This window comes from Streptomyces sp. NPDC027663, from assembly GCF_055566415.1.
Window position 1 is genome coordinate 1 of the sequence record NZ_JBVHSK010000007.1, and the last position, 17,202, is coordinate 17,202.

At 70.2% G+C, this 17,202-nt stretch carries 13 protein-coding genes; 4 read left to right on the top strand and 9 right to left on the bottom strand.

Annotation, left to right across the window (positions count from 1 at the left end; all coding sequences use genetic code 11):
• Positions 1-261: 261 nt before the first annotated feature.
• From ACZ4SF_RS20005 to thyX, 3 genes are all read right to left on the bottom strand, one after another.
• Positions 262-1,947: a ribonuclease J gene (locus ACZ4SF_RS20005; protein ID WP_468386020.1), complete on the bottom strand. Its 1,686-nt coding sequence runs from the start codon at positions 1,945-1,947 to the stop codon at positions 262-264.
• A 156-nt stretch (positions 1,948-2,103) separates the two neighbouring features.
• Complete coding sequence (dapA, locus tag ACZ4SF_RS20010; RefSeq protein ID WP_468386023.1) at positions 2,104-3,003, bottom strand: 4-hydroxy-tetrahydrodipicolinate synthase; 900 nt, start codon at positions 3,001-3,003, stop codon at positions 2,104-2,106.
• 211 nt (positions 3,004-3,214) lie between these two features.
• A complete protein-coding gene (thyX, locus tag ACZ4SF_RS20015; RefSeq protein WP_468386026.1) occupies positions 3,215-3,964 on the bottom strand; it encodes an FAD-dependent thymidylate synthase in 750 nt (249 codons plus the stop codon).
• Positions 3,965-4,137: 173 nt separating this feature from the next.
• Between thyX and ACZ4SF_RS20020 the strand changes: the two genes are divergently transcribed.
• Entirely contained in the window at positions 4,138-4,374 is a 237-nt protein-coding gene (locus ACZ4SF_RS20020; protein ID WP_468386029.1) for a hypothetical protein, read from the top strand.
• Between the two features lie 143 nt (positions 4,375-4,517).
• Positions 4,518-5,069, top strand: coding sequence for a hypothetical protein (locus ACZ4SF_RS20025; protein WP_468386031.1), 552 nt, complete (start codon positions 4,518-4,520; stop codon positions 5,067-5,069).
• A 240-nt stretch (positions 5,070-5,309) separates the two neighbouring features.
• Here ACZ4SF_RS20025 and ACZ4SF_RS20030 read toward each other — a convergent pair whose 3' ends face one another.
• The 5 genes from ACZ4SF_RS20030 to rpsO all read right to left on the bottom strand — a co-directional run bounded on the left by ACZ4SF_RS20030 (position 5,310) and on the right by rpsO (position 10,788).
• The gene (locus ACZ4SF_RS20030; protein ID WP_468386034.1) at positions 5,310-5,762 is read right to left on the bottom strand and encodes a tetratricopeptide repeat protein; all 453 of its coding nucleotides are present in this window, start codon (positions 5,760-5,762) and stop codon (positions 5,310-5,312) included.
• Positions 5,763-5,772: 10 nt separating this feature from the next.
• Positions 5,773-6,525 (bottom strand): 4-hydroxy-tetrahydrodipicolinate reductase, encoded by a 753-nt coding sequence (gene dapB / locus ACZ4SF_RS20035; RefSeq protein WP_468386037.1) that lies wholly within the window; start codon positions 6,523-6,525, stop codon positions 5,773-5,775.
• A 26-nt stretch (positions 6,526-6,551) separates the two neighbouring features.
• On the bottom strand, positions 6,552-7,931 hold the full coding sequence (locus ACZ4SF_RS20040) for a M16 family metallopeptidase (protein WP_468386039.1): 1,380 nt from the start codon (positions 7,929-7,931) through the stop codon (positions 6,552-6,554).
• The gene (locus ACZ4SF_RS20045; protein WP_468386041.1) at positions 7,928-10,147 is read right to left on the bottom strand and encodes a polyribonucleotide nucleotidyltransferase; all 2,220 of its coding nucleotides are present in this window, start codon (positions 10,145-10,147) and stop codon (positions 7,928-7,930) included. The genes ACZ4SF_RS20040 and ACZ4SF_RS20045 overlap by 4 nt, the downstream gene beginning before the upstream one ends.
• A gap of 353 nt (positions 10,148-10,500) precedes the next feature.
• Complete coding sequence (gene rpsO / locus ACZ4SF_RS20050; RefSeq protein WP_003997419.1) at positions 10,501-10,788, bottom strand: 30S ribosomal protein S15; 288 nt, start codon at positions 10,786-10,788, stop codon at positions 10,501-10,503.
• A gap of 275 nt (positions 10,789-11,063) precedes the next feature.
• On the opposite strand from rpsO, the gene ACZ4SF_RS20055 reads away from it, so the two are divergent.
• The gene (locus ACZ4SF_RS20055) at positions 11,064-11,357 is read left to right on the top strand and encodes a DUF397 domain-containing protein (RefSeq protein ID WP_468386044.1); all 294 of its coding nucleotides are present in this window, start codon (positions 11,064-11,066) and stop codon (positions 11,355-11,357) included.
• Between the two features lie 67 nt (positions 11,358-11,424).
• Here the strand turns inward: ACZ4SF_RS20055 and eccD are convergent, their stop codons facing one another.
• Positions 11,425-12,930, bottom strand: coding sequence for a type VII secretion integral membrane protein EccD (gene eccD, locus ACZ4SF_RS20060; protein ID WP_468386788.1), 1,506 nt, complete (start codon positions 12,928-12,930; stop codon positions 11,425-11,427).
• A gap of 300 nt (positions 12,931-13,230) precedes the next feature.
• Here eccD and eccCa point away from each other — a divergent pair, with 300 nt between their 5' ends.
• Positions 13,231-17,196, top strand: a complete 3,966-nt coding sequence (gene eccCa, locus ACZ4SF_RS20065; RefSeq protein ID WP_468386047.1) for a type VII secretion protein EccCa — start codon at positions 13,231-13,233, stop codon at positions 17,194-17,196.
• Positions 17,197-17,202 lie beyond the last annotated feature (6 nt).

The following is a 17,202-nucleotide window of genomic DNA, read 5'->3' on the forward strand; positions in this document are numbered from 1 at the left end:
CCCTTCGTGTTTCCCAGTCTATCAGATCTTTTCTCGATCCGATTTCCTCGGTGCTTTCCAGGTTCCCGCTCTCGCGTTTCCCTTTCCGGCGGTTCCGACTTTATCAGAAGTTCTGAGTCGGTTTTCCCACCCGCTCCGGGCATCCGTGTCCAGCGCGTGAAGTGCTGGGGTTCCCGGTTGGGCGGAGCCGTAAACGTACTGGAGCGGGGCGCCCCGATGCAAATCGAGGCGCCCCGCTCCGGGCTCACATCCGACGGGGCGTCAGACCTCCACGACCACCGGGAGGATCATCGGCCTGCGGCGATACGTGTCCGAGACCCACTTGCCGAGGGTCCGGCGGATCAGTTGCTGGAGCTGGTGCGGCTCCACGACGCCGTCCTGGGCGGACCGCTCCAGGACTTCCGTGATCTTCGGGAGGACGTCGGCGAACGCCGAGTCCTCGATGCCGGAGCCGCGGGCCTGGACGTGCGGGCCTCCGGTGATCTTGCCGGTGGAGGCGTCCACGACCACGAAGACCGAGATGATGCCCTCGTCGCCGAGGATCTTGCGGTCCTTGAGCGCCGGCTCACCGACGTCGCCGACCGAGAGGCCGTCGACGTAGACGTAGCCTGCCTGGACCTTGCCGGAGATCTTGGCCTTGCCCTCGACGAGGTCGACCGCCACGCCGTCCTCGGCGATGACGATCCGGTCGTGCGGGACGCCCGTGAGCGCGCCCAGTTCGGCGTTGGCCCGCAGGTGGCGCCACTCGCCGTGGACCGGCATCAGGTTCCTCGGGCGGCAGATGTTGTAGAAGTACAGCAGCTCGCCCGCGGAGGCGTGGCCGGAGACGTGCACCTTGGCGTTGCCCTTGTGGACGACGTTCGCGCCCCATCGGGTCAGGCCGTTGATCACGCGGTAGACCGCGTTCTCGTTCCCGGGGATCAGCGAGGACGCCAGGATGACCGTGTCGCCGTCGACGATGCGGATCTGGTGGTCACGGTTGGCCATACGGGACAGGGCCGCCATCGGCTCGCCCTGGGAACCCGTGCAGACCAGGACCACCTCGTGGTCGGGCAGGTCGTCCAGCGTCCTGACGTCGACCACCAGGCCCGGCGGGACCTTCAGGTAGCCGAGGTCGCGGGCGATGCCCATGTTGCGGACCATGGAGCGGCCGACGAAGGCGACCCTGCGGCCGTACTCGTGGGCCGCGTCCAGAATCTGCTGGATGCGGTGGACATGACTGGCGAAGCTCGCCACGATGATCCGCTTGCGGGCGCCGGCGAAGACCTGCCGCAGGACGTTGGAGATGTCGCGCTCGTGCGGCGTGAAGCCCGGGACCTCGGCGTTCGTCGAGTCGCTGAGGAGGAGGTCGATGCCCTCTTCGCTCAGCCGGGCGAAGGCGTGCAGGTCGGTGAGGCGGTTGTCCAGCGGGAGCTGGTCCATCTTGAAGTCGCCGGTGTGCACCACCATGCCCGCGGGGGTGCGGATGGCGACGGCCAGGGCGTCCGGGATGGAGTGGTTGACGGCGACGAACTCGCAGTCGAAGGGGCCGATGCGCTCACGGTTCCCCTCCGCCACCTCCAGGGTGTACGGACGGATCCGGTGCTCCTGGAGCTTGGCCTCGATGAGGGCGAGGGTCAGCTTGGAGCCGATCAGCGGAATGTCCGGCTTCTCGCGGAGCAGGAAGGGGACGCCGCCGATGTGGTCCTCGTGGCCGTGCGTGAGGACGATGCCCTCGATGTCGTCGAGGCGGTCCCGGACGGACGAGAAGTCCGGCAGGATCAGGTCGATTCCGGGCTGCTCCTCCTCGGGGAAGAGCACTCCGCAGTCGACGATCAGCAGGCGGCCGCCGTACTCGAAGACCGTCATGTTGCGGCCGATCTCGCCGAGACCGCCGAGCGGGGTGACCCGCAGACCGCCCTCGGGGAGCGGCGGCGGCGGGCCCAGTTCAGGATGCGGATGACTCAAAAGACTCTCCTCACCACGCGCGCCACGTACCGGTCGGGCACGTGGCGCGCATGACGTTCGTGCAGAAGCAGTTGTCGTTGTGGGGTGCGGGCACCGGTGGCCCGCTGTCTTCTGTTGTTCTTCAGTTGTGAAGCCCTTGTGGTGCCAAGTCCGTTGTCAGAGCTGTACCCCGCCGGCAGCAAGATCGATCTTGAGCTGGGAGATCTCCTCGGGCGAGCACTCGACCATCGGCGAGCGCAGCGGCCCGGCGGGCAGTCCCTGCAGGGCGAGTGCGGCCTTGGTGGTCATGACGCCCTGGGTGCGGAACATGCCGGTGTAGACCGGGAGCAGCTTCTGGTGGATCTCGGTGGCCTTGACGACGTCGCCGGAGACGTAGGCGTCCACCAGCGCACGCAGGTCGGGGGTGACCACATGGCCGACGACCGAGACGAAGCCGACCGCGCCGACGGAGAGCAGCGGGAGGTTGAGCATGTCGTCGCCGGAGTACCAGGCGAGGCCGGACTGGGCGATGGCCCAGCTGGCGCGGCCCAGGTCTCCCTTGGCGTCCTTGTTGGCGACGATCCGGGGGTGCTCGGCGAGCCGGACGAGCGTCTCGGTGTTGATCGGGACGCCGCTGCGGCCGGGGATGTCGTAGAGCATGACCGGCAGGCCGGTGGCGTCGGCGACCGTCGTGAAGTGCCGGTACAGGCCCTCTTGCGGGGGCTTGTTGTAGTACGGCGTGACGACCAGCAGGCCGTGGGCGCCGTCGCGCTCGGCCTGGCGGGCCAGCTCGACGCTGTGGTGGGTGTCGTTGGTGCCGACGCCGGCGACGACGTGGGCGCGGTCGCCGACGGCCTCCAGAACGGCTCGTACGAGGTCCGATTTCTCCGCGTCGCTGGTGGTGGGGGACTCGCCGGTGGTGCCGTTGACGATCAGGCCGTCGTTGCCTGCGTCCACCAGGTGGGCGGCGAGCCGCTGCGCGCCGTCGAGGTCGAGTGCGCCGTCCGCCGTGAAGGGCGTGACCATGGCGGTGAGGACCCGCCCGAAGGGGGTCTGCGGAGTCGAGGTCGGAGCCATGGGTAACACGCTACTCGGTGCTTGAAGCGGGGTGCGCCCTCGGGGTATCGGGAAAGTCAGGACAAATATGGAGCCCGGCACTGCCTGCTCGGGGGTTCAAGCAGTGCCGGGTCCGTTTGATCAGGCTAGATGAACTTCTCTAAATGCCGCAATACGGACACTTCGCCAGGCTGATCCGTACACCCGTTCCCGGTGCCCGAACAGGGCTTCGTTACGGGGCCACACGCCCGTTCGCGTTGAAGGCCGCGTACGTCAGCGGCATGAGCTTCGCCCACTCCGCCTCCATCTTCTCGCCCACCATCTCGATCTCCCGCTGCGGGAAGGACGGCACCTTGGCCAGCTCGTGCTGGGTGCGCAGGCCGAGGAAGTGCATCAGGGAGCGGGCGTTGCAGGTGGCGTACATCGAGGAGTAGAGGCCGACGGGGAGGGCCGCGCGGGCGACCTCGCGGGCGACGCCCTCGGCGAGCATCTTCTGGTACGCCGTATAGGCCTGCTCGTACGACTCCCGGAGCGTGCTGGACACCGCCTCCTGCTGGGCCGGGGTGCCCTCGACGAAGACGTACTTGCCCGGGCGGCCCTCCTGCACGAGCTTGCGGGAAGCGTCGGGGACGTAGAAGACCGGCTGGAGCTCGCGGTAGCGGCCGGACTCCTCGTTGTACGACCAGCCCACCCGGTGCCGCATGAACTCGCGGAAGACGAAGATCGGGGCACTGATGAAGAACGTCATCGAGTTGTGCTCGAACGGGCTGCCGTGCCGGTCGCGCATCAGGTAGTTGATCAGGCCCTTGGAGCGCTCGGGGTCCTTCTTCAGCTCGTCCAGGGACTGCTCGCCGGCGGTGGAGACGCGGGCGGCGAAGAGGACGTCGGCGTCCGAAGCGCTGGACTTCACCAGCTCGACGGTGACATCGCTGCGGAACGTGAGCGACTCGGGGGTGGTCACGGGGGTCGGGGTCCTTCCCATCACTGAGTGGTTCGCGCCCACCTTACGGGGCACCCGCCGAGGCCGGAGCAGTACCTCGCCTCAAAAAACGCACCCGCGATTTTTTCGGACATGGGCACCATTTGTGTCACTCGATCGTCTGTACCGGTGAGGCCTGCACGCTCGGCCCGAGACCCGAGAGGAAGCCAACCGCCATGTTCCGTCGGCGCGAGCCCGTACCCTTCGCCTTCCTGGCCGAGGCGGACCGGTTCCGCAGCAATGTCACTCCCCCGCCGCGCACGCAGGCGTCCTTCGGCGAGATGGCCGGGCGCTGGCTGCTGGGGCTCACCCTCGTCGCCGGGCTCGTCGGCTCCCTGATCCTGGCCATGCCGGCGCTGTCCACGCCGTCCGGTGCGCCGACGCAGCAGTCCCAGGCGTCCCAGGGGCGCTGATGCCGGGCCCGGCACGGCGCTCACCGGGAGCCGTTACCCTTCCGGACGCTCAAGGCTGGTGAGCGGGAACACGGCCGGATAGCCTCACCGGGCACAGCCCACGCGAGGACCGGAGCACGTGGGCCCGCGAGTGAGGACCAGCCGTGCCCCTGCCCTTCCTGACGGCCGACCGCACCTTCGAGACCACGTCCGAGAGCGCACTGCCGTACGACGATCCGGACCACTGGCGCCGCCCCTACCGGCCCGGGCCCTGGCGGGTGTGCGCCGCCGCGCTGGGCCTGCTGCTCGCCTCGTTCGTCCTCTTCGCCGCGGTCCTCATCGCTCTGACCTCGCTGTCCTCCGCGGGAGCGGTCCTCGTCGCGGGCCTGGCGATCGTCGTCGGCTCGCTGCGGCTGCTGCGCATGGGTGTGTGGGTCAGCGGGCGCGGGCTGCGCCGGGTCGGCTTCCTGGGAACGCGGACGCTGCCGTGGGCGCGGGTGGTCTCCGTGCGGACGGTGCAGCAGCCGGTGCGCTGGCTGGGGCTGCCGCGCACGGTGCAGGGGCAGGCGCTGGCGCTCGTACGCAAGGACCGGCGCGCCGAGGACACTCCGCCGCTGCTGACCACGCACGGCCTGGACTTCCTGGGCCGCCCGGCGGCCTTCGACCGGGCGGCCGACACGGTGGAGGCATGGGCCGCGGAGAACCGTCGCGGCTGAACCGGGCGCGCCGAAGGGGCCGGCCCGCGGTGGTGCGGGCCGGCCCCTTCGGCTCACAGGTACGGCCGGCGGGGCGGCTCGGCGGGCTCGTGGCCTCCGGCGGGCCTCCGCGAGTTCGACCGGGAGGCGGGTGTCCGCGGGGCTGCCGAGCCGGCGGGGCGGCTCGGCGGGCTCGTGGCCTCCGGCGAGCCTCCGCGAGTTCAACCGCGAGGCGGGTGTCCGCGGGGCTGCCGGTGAGGGTCACACCTGGGCCGGTCTGCCGCCGTGCAGGGCGATGGCTCGCTGCATCGCCTTGCGGGCACGCGGGGTGTCGCGGGCGTCGTGGTAGGCGACGGCGAGCCGGAACCAGCAGCGCCAGTCGTCGGGAGTCGCCTCCGTCTCGGCCTTGCGCTTGGCGAAGACCTCGTCGGCCGAGTCCCGGTCGATGCGGCCGCCCTCGGTGCGCTTCAGCTCGTCGACGGGCAGTCCGCCCTCGGCGTCGAGTTCGGCGGCGAGCTGGTTGGCCCGGCGGACGAACTGGGTGTTCTTCCACAGGAACCACAGGCCGATGACCGGCAGGATCAGCACCGCCACGCCGAAGGTGACGGTGAGGAGCGTGCCGGACTGGATGAGCATCACGCCGCGGCTGCCGACCAGGACGAAGTAGAAGACCAGGACGGCGGCCGTGACGAGATAGGTGATCTTCGCGCGCATGACGGGTGGCTCAGCTCAGGTCGAGGAAGTGCTCCAGGCCGAAGGTCAGGCCGGGAGTGGTCACCACGCGGCGGGCGCCGAGCAGGATGCCCGGCATGAAGCTGCTGTGGTGCAGGGAGTCGTGGCGGACGGTGAGGGTCTCGCCCTCGCCGCCGAGCAGCACCTCCTGGTGGGCCAGCAGGCCCCGCAGGCGGACCGCGTGCACGGGAACGCCGTCGACGTTCGCGCCCCGCGCGCCGTCCAGGGCCGTGACGGTGGCGTCCGGCGCCGGGGCCGTACCGGCGGCCCGGCGGGCCTCGGCGATGAGCTGGGCCGTGCGCGTGGCGGTTCCGGAGGGCGCGTCCACCTTGTTCGGGTGGTGCAGCTCGACCACCTCGACGGACTCGAAGTACGGCGCGGCGATCTGCGCGAACTTCATGGTCAGCACGGCGCCGATGGAGAAGTTCGGCGCGATGAGCACACCGGTCTCCGGGGACTGGGCGAGCCAGCCCTTGAGCTGCGCGAGGCGGTCGTCGGTCCACCCGGTCGTACCGACGACCGCGTGGATGCCGTGGCGCACGCAGAAGTCGAGGTTGCCCATGACCGAGGCGGGGGTGGTCAGCTCGACGGCGACCTGGGCGCCGGTCTCCGCCAGCGTCTCCAGCTTGTCGCCCCGGCCGAGGGCGGCGACCAGTTCCATGTCCTCGGCGGCTTCGACCGCCTTGACCGCCTCGGATCCGATGCGGCCCCCGGCACCGAGGACCGCCACGCGCAGCTTGCTCATGTTCCTGCTTCCTAACCGGTGGGGTTTCAGGCGACCACGTCGTGCAGCCGGGCCGCCTGCTTGTCCTTCAGCGGGCCGATGACCGAGAGCGAGGGACGCTGTCCCAGGATGTCCCGGGCGACCGAGCGGACCTCGTCGGGGGTGACCGCCGCTATCTTCGCCAGCATGTCGTCGACGGACATCTGCTCGCCCCAGCACAGCTCGCTCTTGCCGATACGGTTCATCAGCGCGCCGGTGTCCTCCAGGCCCAGGACCGTGGACCCCCGGAGCTGACCGATGGCGCGGGCGATCTCGTCGTCGGAGAGGCCGTTCTGCGCGACGTGGTCGAGTTCGTCGCGGCAGATCCGCAGCACGTCGTGGACCTGGCTGGGCCGGCAGCCGGCGTACACACCGAACAGGCCGCAGTCGGCGAAGCCGGAGGTGTACGAGTACACGCTGTAGGCGAGGCCCCGCTTCTCCCGGACCTCCTGGAAGAGGCGGGAGGACATGCCGCCGCCGAGGGCGGTGTTGAGCACGCCCATCGCCCAGCGGCGGTCGTCGGTACGGGCGAGGCCCGGCATCCCGAGGACGACGTGCGCCTGCTCGGTCTTGCGGCCGAGCAGCTCGACCTTGCCGGAGGTGCGGATCGTACGGCTGCCGTCGCGCGGGGCGATGGGCCGCGCGTCCGCGCTCTTGAAGGCGCCGGCCTTCTCGAAGGCCGCGCGGACCTGGCGTACGACCTTGTTGTGGTCGATGTTGCCGGCGCAGGCGACCACGAGGTGGGTCGGGTCGTAGTGCTTCTTGTAGAAGCGGCGGATGCGGTCGGCGGTGAGGGCGTTGACCGTGTCGACCGTGCCGAGGACCGGGCGGCCGAGGGCGTTGTCGCCGAACATGGTGTGCGCGAACAGGTCGTGCACGCAGTCGCCCGGGTCGTCCTCGGTCATGGCGATCTCTTCGAGGATCGCGCCGCGCTCGACGTCGACGTCCTCCTCCAGGATCAGCGAGCCGGTCAGCATGTCGCACACGACGTCGATGGCGAGCGGCAGGTCGGTGTCGAGCACGCGCGCGTAGTAGCACGTGTACTCCTTGGCCGTGAACGCGTTCATCTCGCCGCCGACGGCGTCGAGGGCCGAGGAGATGTCGAGCGCGCTGCGGCGGGACGTGCCCTTGAAGAGCAGGTGCTCCAGGTAGTGCGTGGCGCCGTTCAGGGCCGGGGTCTCGTCGCGGGAGCCGACGTGCGCCCAGATACCGAAGGTCGCGGACCGGACCGAGGGCAGGGTCTCGGTGACGATGCGCAGGCCGCCCGGGAGGGTGGTCTTGCGGACCGTGCCGATGCCGTTCTGGCCCTTGATGAGGGTTTGGGTACGGGCGACGGCCCGCGCCTCCGAAGAGGGGCGGGCCGTCACCTTGGAGCTACGGGACGTCACTGCTCGGCGTCGTCCTTCGCCTCGTCGTTGCCTTCCTCGCCCTCGATCACCGGAACGAGGGAGAGCTTGCCGCGGGAGTCGATCTCGGCGATCTCGACCTGGACCTTCTGGCCCACGCCGAGGACGTCCTCGACGTTCTCCACGCGCTTGCCGCCGGCGAGCTTGCGGATCTGCGAGATGTGCAGCAGACCGTCCTTGCCGGGCAGCAGGGAGACGAACGCACCGAAGGTGGTCGTCTTGACGACCGTACCCAGGTACCGCTCGCCGACCTCGGGCATCGTCGGGTTGGCGATGCCGTTGATCGTGGCACGGGCGGCCTCCGCCGAGGGACCGTCGGCGGCACCGATGTAGATCGTGCCGTCGTCCTCGATGGTGATCTCGGCGCCCGTGTCCTCCTGGATCTGGTTGATCATCTTGCCCTTGGGGCCGATGACCTCACCGATCTTGTCGACCGGGATCTTGACGGTGATGATCCGCGGGGCGTGCGGGGACATCTCGTCGGGCCGGTCGATGGCCTCCATCATCACGTCGAGGATGTGGAGACGGGCGTCGCGGGCCTGCTTGAGGGCCGCGGCCAGGACGGAGGCCGGGATGCCGTCCAGCTTGGTGTCGAGCTGGAGGGCGGTCACGAACTCCTTGGTGCCGGCGACCTTGAAGTCCATGTCGCCGAAGGCGTCCTCCGCACCGAGGATGTCGGTGAGGGTGACGTAGTGCGTCTCGCCGTCGATCTCCTGGGAGATCAGGCCCATGGCGATACCGGCGACGGGGGCCTTCAGCGGCACACCGGCGTTCAGCAGCGACATGGTGGAGGCGCAGACCGAGCCCATGGACGTCGAGCCGTTGGAGCTCAGCGCCTCGGAGACCTGGCGGATCGCGTAGGGGAACTCCTCGCGCGTCGGCAGGACCGGCACCAGGGCGCGCTCGGCGAGCGCGCCGTGGCCGATCTCGCGGCGCTTCGGGGAGCCGACGCGGCCGGTCTCACCGGTGGAGTACGGCGGGAAGTTGTAGTTGTGCATGTAGCGCTTGCGGGTCACCGGGGAGAGGGTGTCCAGCTGCTGCTCCATGCGGAGCATGTTGAGGGTGGTGACGCCCAGGATCTGGGTCTCGCCACGCTCGAACACCGCGGAGCCGTGCACGCGCGGGATGGCCTCGACCTCGGCGGCCAGCGTGCGGATGTCGGTGACACCGCGGCCGTCGATGCGCTTCTTCTCCTTGATCACGCGCTCGCGGACCAGCTGCTTGGTGAGCGAGCGGTACGCGGCGGAGATCTCCTTCTCGCGGCCCTCGAACTCCGGCAGGAGCTTCTCGGCGGCCAGACCCTTGACGCGGTCCAGCTCGGCCTCGCGCTCCTGCTTGCCGGCGATGGTGAGCGCCTGGGCCAGCTCGGGGCGGACGGCGGCCGACAGGGCCTCCAGCACGTCGTCCTGGTAGTCCAGGAAGATCGGGAACTCGCCGGTCGGCTTGGCGGCCTTGGCGGCGAGGTCGGCCTGGGCGCGGCACAAAACCTTGATGAAGGGCTTCGCGGCTTCCAGACCGGCGGCGACGACCTCTTCGGTCGGCGCCTCGGCGCCGCCCTCGACGAGCTTGATGGTCCCGTCGGTGGCCTCGGCCTCGACCATCATGATCGCGACGTCGCCGTCCTCCAGGACACGGCCGGCGACGACCATGTCGAAGACGGCGTCCTCCAGCTCGGTGTGGGTCGGGAAGGCGACCCACTGACCGCGGATCAGCGCGACGCGGACGCCGCCGATCGGGCCGGAGAAGGGCAGACCGGCCAGCTGCGTGGACGCGGACGCGGCGTTGATCGCGACGACGTCGTACAGGTGGTCGGGGTTGAGCGCCATGATCGTGGCGACGACCTGGATCTCGTTGCGCAGGCCCTTCTTGAAGGAGGGGCGCAGCGGGCGGTCGATGAGGCGGCAGGTGAGGATCGCGTCCTCGGACGGCCGGCCCTCACGGCGGAAGAAGCTGCCGGGGATCTTGCCGGCGGCGTACATCCGCTCCTCGACGTCCACCGTGAGCGGGAAGAAGTCGAGCTGGTCCTTGGGGTTCTTGGAGGCGGTGGTGGCCGACAGCACCATGGTGTCGTCGTCCAGGTACGCCACGGCGGAACCGGCGGCCTGCTTGGCCAGGCGGCCCGTCTCGAAGCGGATGGTGCGGGTGCCGAAGGCGCCATTGTCGATGACGGCCTCGGCGTAGTGGGTCTCGTTCTCCACTAGCGTTTTCTCCGTTACTTATCGTCTTTCGTCCCTTGGCTGCCCGTGTGGCAGGGGGACTGCGGCGGAGAAGCGCGCCGTGCGGTGCGGGCCGGTCTTCGATCGAAGCACCCGGGGCTCGCTTCCCCCCGGGGGCCACTACCGAGGACCGGCGGCGGCGAGGTGCGCTTCTCGCTGTTCGTTGTCGTGCTGTGTCGTACGTATTGCGTTGTGCTACCACACTACAAAGCGTGAGTGACACTCCGCATGTTTCCGCACATACGGCGGAGTATTCCGGGTGCGCGGCTCAGCCGTGCATACGGCAAAGGGAGCGGTCCCCGAGATCGTCCGGGAACCGCTCCCTTCATGGCGTCTTACTTGGCGCCCGCCGCACCGCGACGGATGCCGAGGCGGTCGACCAGCGCACGGAAGCGCTGGATGTCCTTCTTCGCCAGGTACTGCAGCAGGCGACGGCGCTGACCGACCAGGATCAGCAGACCACGACGGGAGTGGTGGTCGTGCTTGTGGGTCTTGAGGTGCTCCGTCAGGTCGGAGATCCGACGGGAGAGCAGAGCGACCTGGACCTCGGGGGAGCCGGTGTCACCCTCCTTGGTACCGAACTCGGCGATGATCTGCTTCTTCGTAGCGGCGTCGAGCGACACGCGTACTCCTCATAGTCTGTGAGTGCCACCGAGTGCCCCCGGTCTGCATCTCGGGGGAGCTTCCGTTACTCGGGAGGCGGGGATCCGCTGGGCGCGGCCCCCAGAACACCGTCGTTTCGGTGGGTCCGGGGGTGCGTACACAAACGGCCGTCGCCCAGAGTACCAGGCGATGGCGGGCATCCTTCGCCCGGCCGCTGAACGGGCCTGGTGGGACGGGCTCGGCCACTAGGGTGAGCGCCGGGACCGTACCTACCTCGGAGAGGGGTCGCTGCACGATGGCGGAGACGGAAGCGGAGATCAAGGCGCGCAAGGAGCGGGAGCGGGACGAGCTGTACGCCCTCGACATCTCGGGCGTCGAGTGGAACTGCGCACCGGGCACGGAGGAGCACGAGGAGCGGGTCGAGATCGCGTACCTGCCCGGCGGGGCGGTGGCGATGCGGTCCTCCCTCGACCCGGACACCGTGCTGCGCTACACCGAGGCGGAGTGGCGGGCGTTCGTGCTGGGGGCGCGGGACGGCGAGTTCGATCTGGAGCCGATGGCTCATGACGGGGGGCTCGAGGTGCAGTGAGCCGCGCCTCGCCGACGACAGCGGGCCCCGGCTCACGAAGAGCCGGGGCCCGCTGTCGTCGGCGCAGCTATTTGCTGGTCATGGATCGTGCCGTCGCATACACGTCGAAGACCGCCAGGGTGAGCGGGATCAGCGTGAGCAGGACGAAGCCCTCGCAGATCTCAAGGAAGCGGCCCCAGAAGGGGGTCAGTCCGCGGCGCGGCAGTATCAGGCCCAACGTGGTGACCAGGCCCGCGGCGAGGGCGATGACCGCGATCAGCCAGATGGTGCGGATCTCGAGGTCGGTGCGGTCGCCGGCCAGCGCCGCTCGCACGATGTGCAGCGGCGGGTCGAGGGCGAGACCGAGGCCCAGCAGGACCAGGGAGGCGAGCCCCGCCGCCAGGACCGAGGCGACCTGGGCCGTGTAGCGGAACAGGCTGGCGCGCATGACCATCGCGACGCCGGTCGCGGCAGCGAGCAGCTGGGCCCAGATGTCGTCGGAGAAGCCGAGCACGGCCGACGCTCCGACGGCGAGCAGTGCGCAGCCGCCGACCAGTCCGACGAGAAGTTCGTGTCCGCGCCGCGCCTGCGCCTCGATGCGCTCGGCGTCGACGGGTTCCTGCGTCGCGGACTCGGCGCCGTAGGCGGAGGTGCGGGGAGTGCCGTTGCTGGGGTTCTCGAAGCCGATCGGCAGCCGGGCGAAACGCATGGACATGCCCGGCAGGAAGGCGAGGGCGCCGACGGCGACGGGAGCACACACGCCCGCCATCTCGGTCGGGGCCCAGTTGGTGAGGGTCGCCACGAAGACGACGACGAGGGCGATCACCGAGGCGAACACGAAGGCCACGAAGGGACCGTCGCCGTGGGGTGAACAGAGCGCGAGGACCAGCGCCGCGACGAGCACGGCCGCGCAGGCCAGCAGGAACTGCAGTCTGCCGATGCCCTCGCCGCCGGCCAGCGGCAGCAGGCCGCTGCCGCCGACGCCGATGTTGGGCAGTGCGCCGAGGCCGAGAGCGACGGCCGAACCGCGGTCGTCGTAGACGCGGGCGCGAACCGCGGAGAGCACGACGAGGAGGACGCCGGTGACGGCGGCGAGAATGCCGGCCAGACCGTGCATGTCGTGGCGCGGGTCGGCGGTCCAGGCGACGAACGCGAGCAGCACGGCCAGCACGCCGCCGCCGACGAGGCCGGCGGCCCGGGTCAGATCCCCGCTCCACAGCTTGTGCTGCTTGGTGACGGCGGAGGCGACAGCCTCGGCGACGTCGTCGTGGACGGCCGGCGGCAGGGACTCCGCGAACGGCCGCAGGGTGAGGAGTTCGCCGTCGAGTATGCGCTGGGCGGCGAAGGAACGGGCGCTGTCCAGCACGGTGCCGTCGGTGCGGACCAGGTGGTAGCCGACCGGGGCGCCCGCTGCGGGGCTCTGCTGGGACAGCCGGAGGATCTCGGGATAGAGGTCGGCGACCGGGACGTCGTCGGGCAGTGCCACGTCGATACGGCTGTCCGGCGCGACGATGGTGACCCGGCAGAAGCCGAGTCCGGTGCCGGACCCGGACGGGGCTCCCGTCCCGGGTCCGCCGGTGGCGGCGGCCGTCATGCTCACCTGCTGCTCCCCCTCAGTGGTGGTGGTGCGTCTATGTCGTGAAGGTCCCGTGCCGGTTCGCCCGGTGCGCGGCGACCGCGGCGCCGTGGGGCGGAATTCCAGGCTCTTCCCACCTCACCATTGAGGGGTTTGTCCTGGTCCATCCAGCCTGCTCGGCGTGTGCTCACGCGAACATCCGGCACCCTACCGCTCACCCGTGTCGCGTGAACTCAGTAGGATCACGCGGCGGCCTGCGCTCGCCGGACACGGGGTGGCGGGCGGAACGCCTGGGTCGGGCAAGGGAATTGGTGAGCGGTGAGCCAGATTGTCGTGAAGCGCCCCCCTAGGGCGCTGCCGTCCGAAGTGCCCACGGAAGTGGTCGCTGTCCAGCCACCACCTGAACTGCCCCGGGGGCATCAGGAGAGCGTGCTGATGCAGCTGCTGCCCACGTTGGGCATGGGTGGCTCGGTGGTCTTCTTCTTCACGAACGGCCAGCCGTTCATGAAGATCATGGGCATGATCATGATTGCCTCGACGGTGGCGATGTCCATCGCGATGGTGGTCCGCTTCCGCCGCGGCTCCCAGGGGCAACTGGCCGACATGCGCCGCGACTACCTCAGCTATCTGTCGCAGACGCGCAAGTCCGCCGTGCAGACGGCGAAGGCGCAGCGGGACGCCCAGTACTACCTGCACCCCTCCCCCGAGCAGCTGTGGGCGCTCGTCGCCGAGGGCAGCCGGGTGTGGGAACGACGGCCCGGTGACGAGGACTTCGCGCACGTCCGCATCGGCCTGGGCCCGCAGCCGCTGGCCACGCCGCTCATCGCCCCGGAAACGGGTCCCGTCGAGCAACTGGAGCCGCTGACCGCGGGCGCGATGCAGCGGTTCCTCGGCGCGCACAACACCGTCGGCGAACTGCCGATGGCAGTGTCGCTGCGCGCCTTCTACCACGTCACGGTCAGCGGTGAACCGCAGTCCGTACGGGCCTCGGCCCGCGCTCTGGTCGGCTCGCTGGCCTCGCTGCACTCTCCCCAGGACCTGGTCATCGCGGTGGCCGCGGGCCGCGAGGCGCTGCCGCACTGGGACTGGGCGAAGTGGCTGCCGCACGTACAGGCACCGGGTGCCGTGGACGGCGCGGGCTCTCGCCGGCTGATCGGTGTCGACCCGCGCGAACTGGAGGACCTGCTCGCCTCCCGGCTGACCGGCCGGCCGCGCTTCCACCCCGGCGCGACGCCGCTGCTGGACGAACCGCACCTCGTGCTCGTACTGGACGACCTGTCTCTGCTGCCGGACTCGGTGCTCGCCAACCCGGAGGGACTGCAGGGCGTCACGGTGCTCGAGGTGGTGCCGGGCGACCTCACGACGGCGGGCGGCGACCTGTCCATCGTCGTGCAGCCCGGCGTGCTGCGCCTGGAATCCGGGCACGGCGAGGTCTACGAGGGCACGCCCGACACCCTCTCGTACGAGTCCGCGGAGGCGCTGGCACGGCAGCTGGCGCCGCTGCGCATGGCGTCGGGCGGCGACGACGACGAACCGCTGCTCGCCAACCTGGAGTTCACCGACCTGCTGAGCCTCGGCGACGCGGCGTCCGTCGACACCAAGCGGACCTGGCGGCCTCGCGCGCTCGCGGAGCGGCTGCGGGTGCCGATCGGTGTCGGCGAGGACGGCCGGCCCGTGATGCTGGATCTGAAGGAGGCCGCACAGGAGGGCATGGGCCCGCACGGCCTGTGCGTCGGCGCCACCGGTTCCGGCAAGTCGGAGCTGCTGCGCACCCTGGTGCTGGGCCTCGCGGTCACCCACTCCTCGGAGACCCTCAACTTCGTCCTCGCGGACTTCAAGGGCGGTGCGACCTTCGCCGGCATGGCGCAGATGCCGCACGTGGCGGCCGTCATCACCAACCTCGCCGACGACCTGACCCTGGTCGACCGCATGGGCGACTCGATCCGCGGTGAGCTGAACCGCCGCCAGGAGCTGCTGCGCGACGCGGGCAACTACGCCAACATCCACGACTACGAGAAGGCACGTGCGGCGGGTGCCCCGCTGCAGCCGATCCCGTCACTCGTCCTGGTGATCGACGAGTTCAGCGAGTTGCTGACCGCCAAGCCCGACTTCATCGAGATGTTCGTGCAGATCGGCCGTATCGGCCGGTCGCTGGGCGTGCATCTGCTGCTCGCCTCGCAGCGCCTGGAGGAGGGCCGTCTGCGCGGCCTGGAGACGTATCTCTCCTACCGGATCGGTCTGCGTACCTTCTCCGCGGCCGAGTCCCGGGCCGCGCTCGGCGTCCCCGACGCCTACGAACTCCCCAACGTTCCCGGCTCCGGCTTCCTGAAGTTCGGCACGGACGAGATGGTCCGCTTCAAGGCGGCGTACGTCTCCGGCGTGTACCGCGCGGGATCCCAGCGGGCGGCCCTGCCCGGCGGACAGTTGCCCGTGGACCGGCGGCCGGTGCTGTTCACGGCCACCGAGGTACCCGTGCAGTACACCGCCGTTCCGCAGCAGCGGACGCAGGCCGAGCCCGAGGTGGACGAGGCGCTGGCCGACACGGTCCTCGACGTGATCGTGCGTCGGCTCGAGGCGCAGGGCCCGGCGGCGCACCAGGTGTGGCTGCCGCCGCTGGAGAACCCGCCTTCCCTGGACGCGCTGCTGCCTGGCCTGGCGGCGGTGGAGGGCCGTGGACTGACCCAGCCGAACTACGAGGGCGCAGGCCGCCTGGTCGTGCCCGTCGGCCTGGTCGACAAGCCGTACGAGCAGCGCCGCGACCGGCTGATGCTCGACTTCTCCGGCGCGGCGGGCCACATGCAGATCGTCGGCGGCCCCCAGTCCGGCAAGTCCACGCTTCTGCGCAGCCTCATCTGCTCCTTCGCGCTCACCCACACCCCGCACGAGGTGCAGTTCTACGGCCTCGACTTCGGTGGCGGCGGTATGGCGGCGCTGGACGGGCTGCCGCACGTCGGTGGCACCGCCTCGCGCCTGGACCCGGAGCGGGTCCGCCGTACCGTCTCCGAGGTGTACGGCGTCCTGACCCGCCGTGAGGAGTACTTCCGCACGGCCGGCATCGCCTCGATCGCCGACTACCGTGCCCGGCGCGCTCGCGGCGAGATCTCGGTCACCGACCAGCCGTGGGGTGATGTCTTCCTGATCATCGACGGCTGGGGCAACTTCCGCACGGACTACGAGGGCCTGGAGCCGGCGGTCCTGGACATCGTCGCGCGTGGCCTCGGTTACGGCATCCATCTGGTGATCACGGCGTCGCGCTCGATGGAGGTCCGGGCGAACCTCAAGGACCACCTGATGAACCGCCTGGAGCTGCGCCTGGGTGACGTGATGGACTCGGAGATCGACCGCAAGGTGGCGGCGAACGTCCCCGCGGGTGTCCCCGGCCGGGGCCTCTCCCCCCAGAAGCTGCACCTCATGGCGGCGGTGCCGCGCATCGACGGCCTCACCTCCGACACCGACCTCGCCGAGGCCACGGCCGCGCTCACGACCGAGGTCGGCCGCCACTGGCAGGCCCCGGGCGCACCCAAGGTACGGCTGCTGCCACGCCGGCTGGAGGCGGTCCAGCTGCCCCCGGGCGACCGGTTCCGGCAGCGGGGCGTCGCCTTCGCGCTCGACGAGGAGAACCTGGAGCCGGTGTTCGTCGACTTCGAGCAGGACCCCTTCTTCCTGATCTTCGGCGAGAGCGAGTCCGGCAAGTCCAACCTGCTGCGCCTGCTGATCGAGCAGCTGACACTGCGGTACGGCGGCGACGAGGCGAAGTTCTTCGTGGTGGACAACCGCCGGTCACTGCTGGACGTCACGCCGGCGTCCCACCTGGCGGAGTACATCCCGATGTCCAGCCAGATGGACCACCACATGGCGGCCCTGGCCGACCTCATGCAACGCCGCACGCCGACCGCCGACGTCACGGCGCAGCAGCTGCGGGACCGCAGCTGGTGGCGCGGCCCGCAGGTGTTCGTGGTGATCGACGACTACGACCTCGTCTCCACGTCCAGCGGCAACCCGCTCAGCGGCCTGACGGAGATGCTGCCCTTCGCGCGTGACGTCGGCGTCCGCTTCATCATCGCCCGCTCCTCCGCGGGTGCGGGCCGCGCCTCCTACGAGCCGTTCATGCAGCGCATGAAGGAACTCGGCGCCCAGGGCATCGTCCTGGCCGGCGACCCGGCCGAGGGCGACGTCCTCGCCGGGGTCCGACCACGCCCGATGCCGGCGGGACGAGGAGTCTTCGTGTCACGGAAGCGGGGGAAGCCGCTCGTTCAGACGGGGCTGGTGGAAGTGGAGTACTGAGGCACA

Excerpts from the sequence above, each read along its gene's own strand:
- dapA (WP_468386023.1), bottom strand. The coding sequence starts at position 3,003 with ATGGCTCCGACCTCGACTCCGCAGACCCCCTTCGGGCGGGTCCTCACC.
- thyX (WP_468386026.1), bottom strand. The coding sequence starts at position 3,964 with ATGGGAAGGACCCCGACCCCCGTGACCACCCCCGAGTCGCTCACGTTC.
- ACZ4SF_RS20020 (WP_468386029.1), top strand. The coding sequence starts at position 4,138 with ATGTTCCGTCGGCGCGAGCCCGTACCCTTCGCCTTCCTGGCCGAGGCG.
- ACZ4SF_RS20030 (WP_468386034.1), bottom strand. The coding sequence starts at position 5,762 with ATGCGCGCGAAGATCACCTATCTCGTCACGGCCGCCGTCCTGGTCTTC.
- dapB (WP_468386037.1), bottom strand. The coding sequence starts at position 6,525 with ATGAGCAAGCTGCGCGTGGCGGTCCTCGGTGCCGGGGGCCGCATCGGA.
- ACZ4SF_RS20055 (WP_468386044.1), top strand. The coding sequence starts at position 11,064 with ATGGCGGAGACGGAAGCGGAGATCAAGGCGCGCAAGGAGCGGGAGCGG.
- eccD (WP_468386788.1), bottom strand. The coding sequence starts at position 12,930 with ATGACGGCCGCCGCCACCGGCGGACCCGGGACGGGAGCCCCGTCCGGG.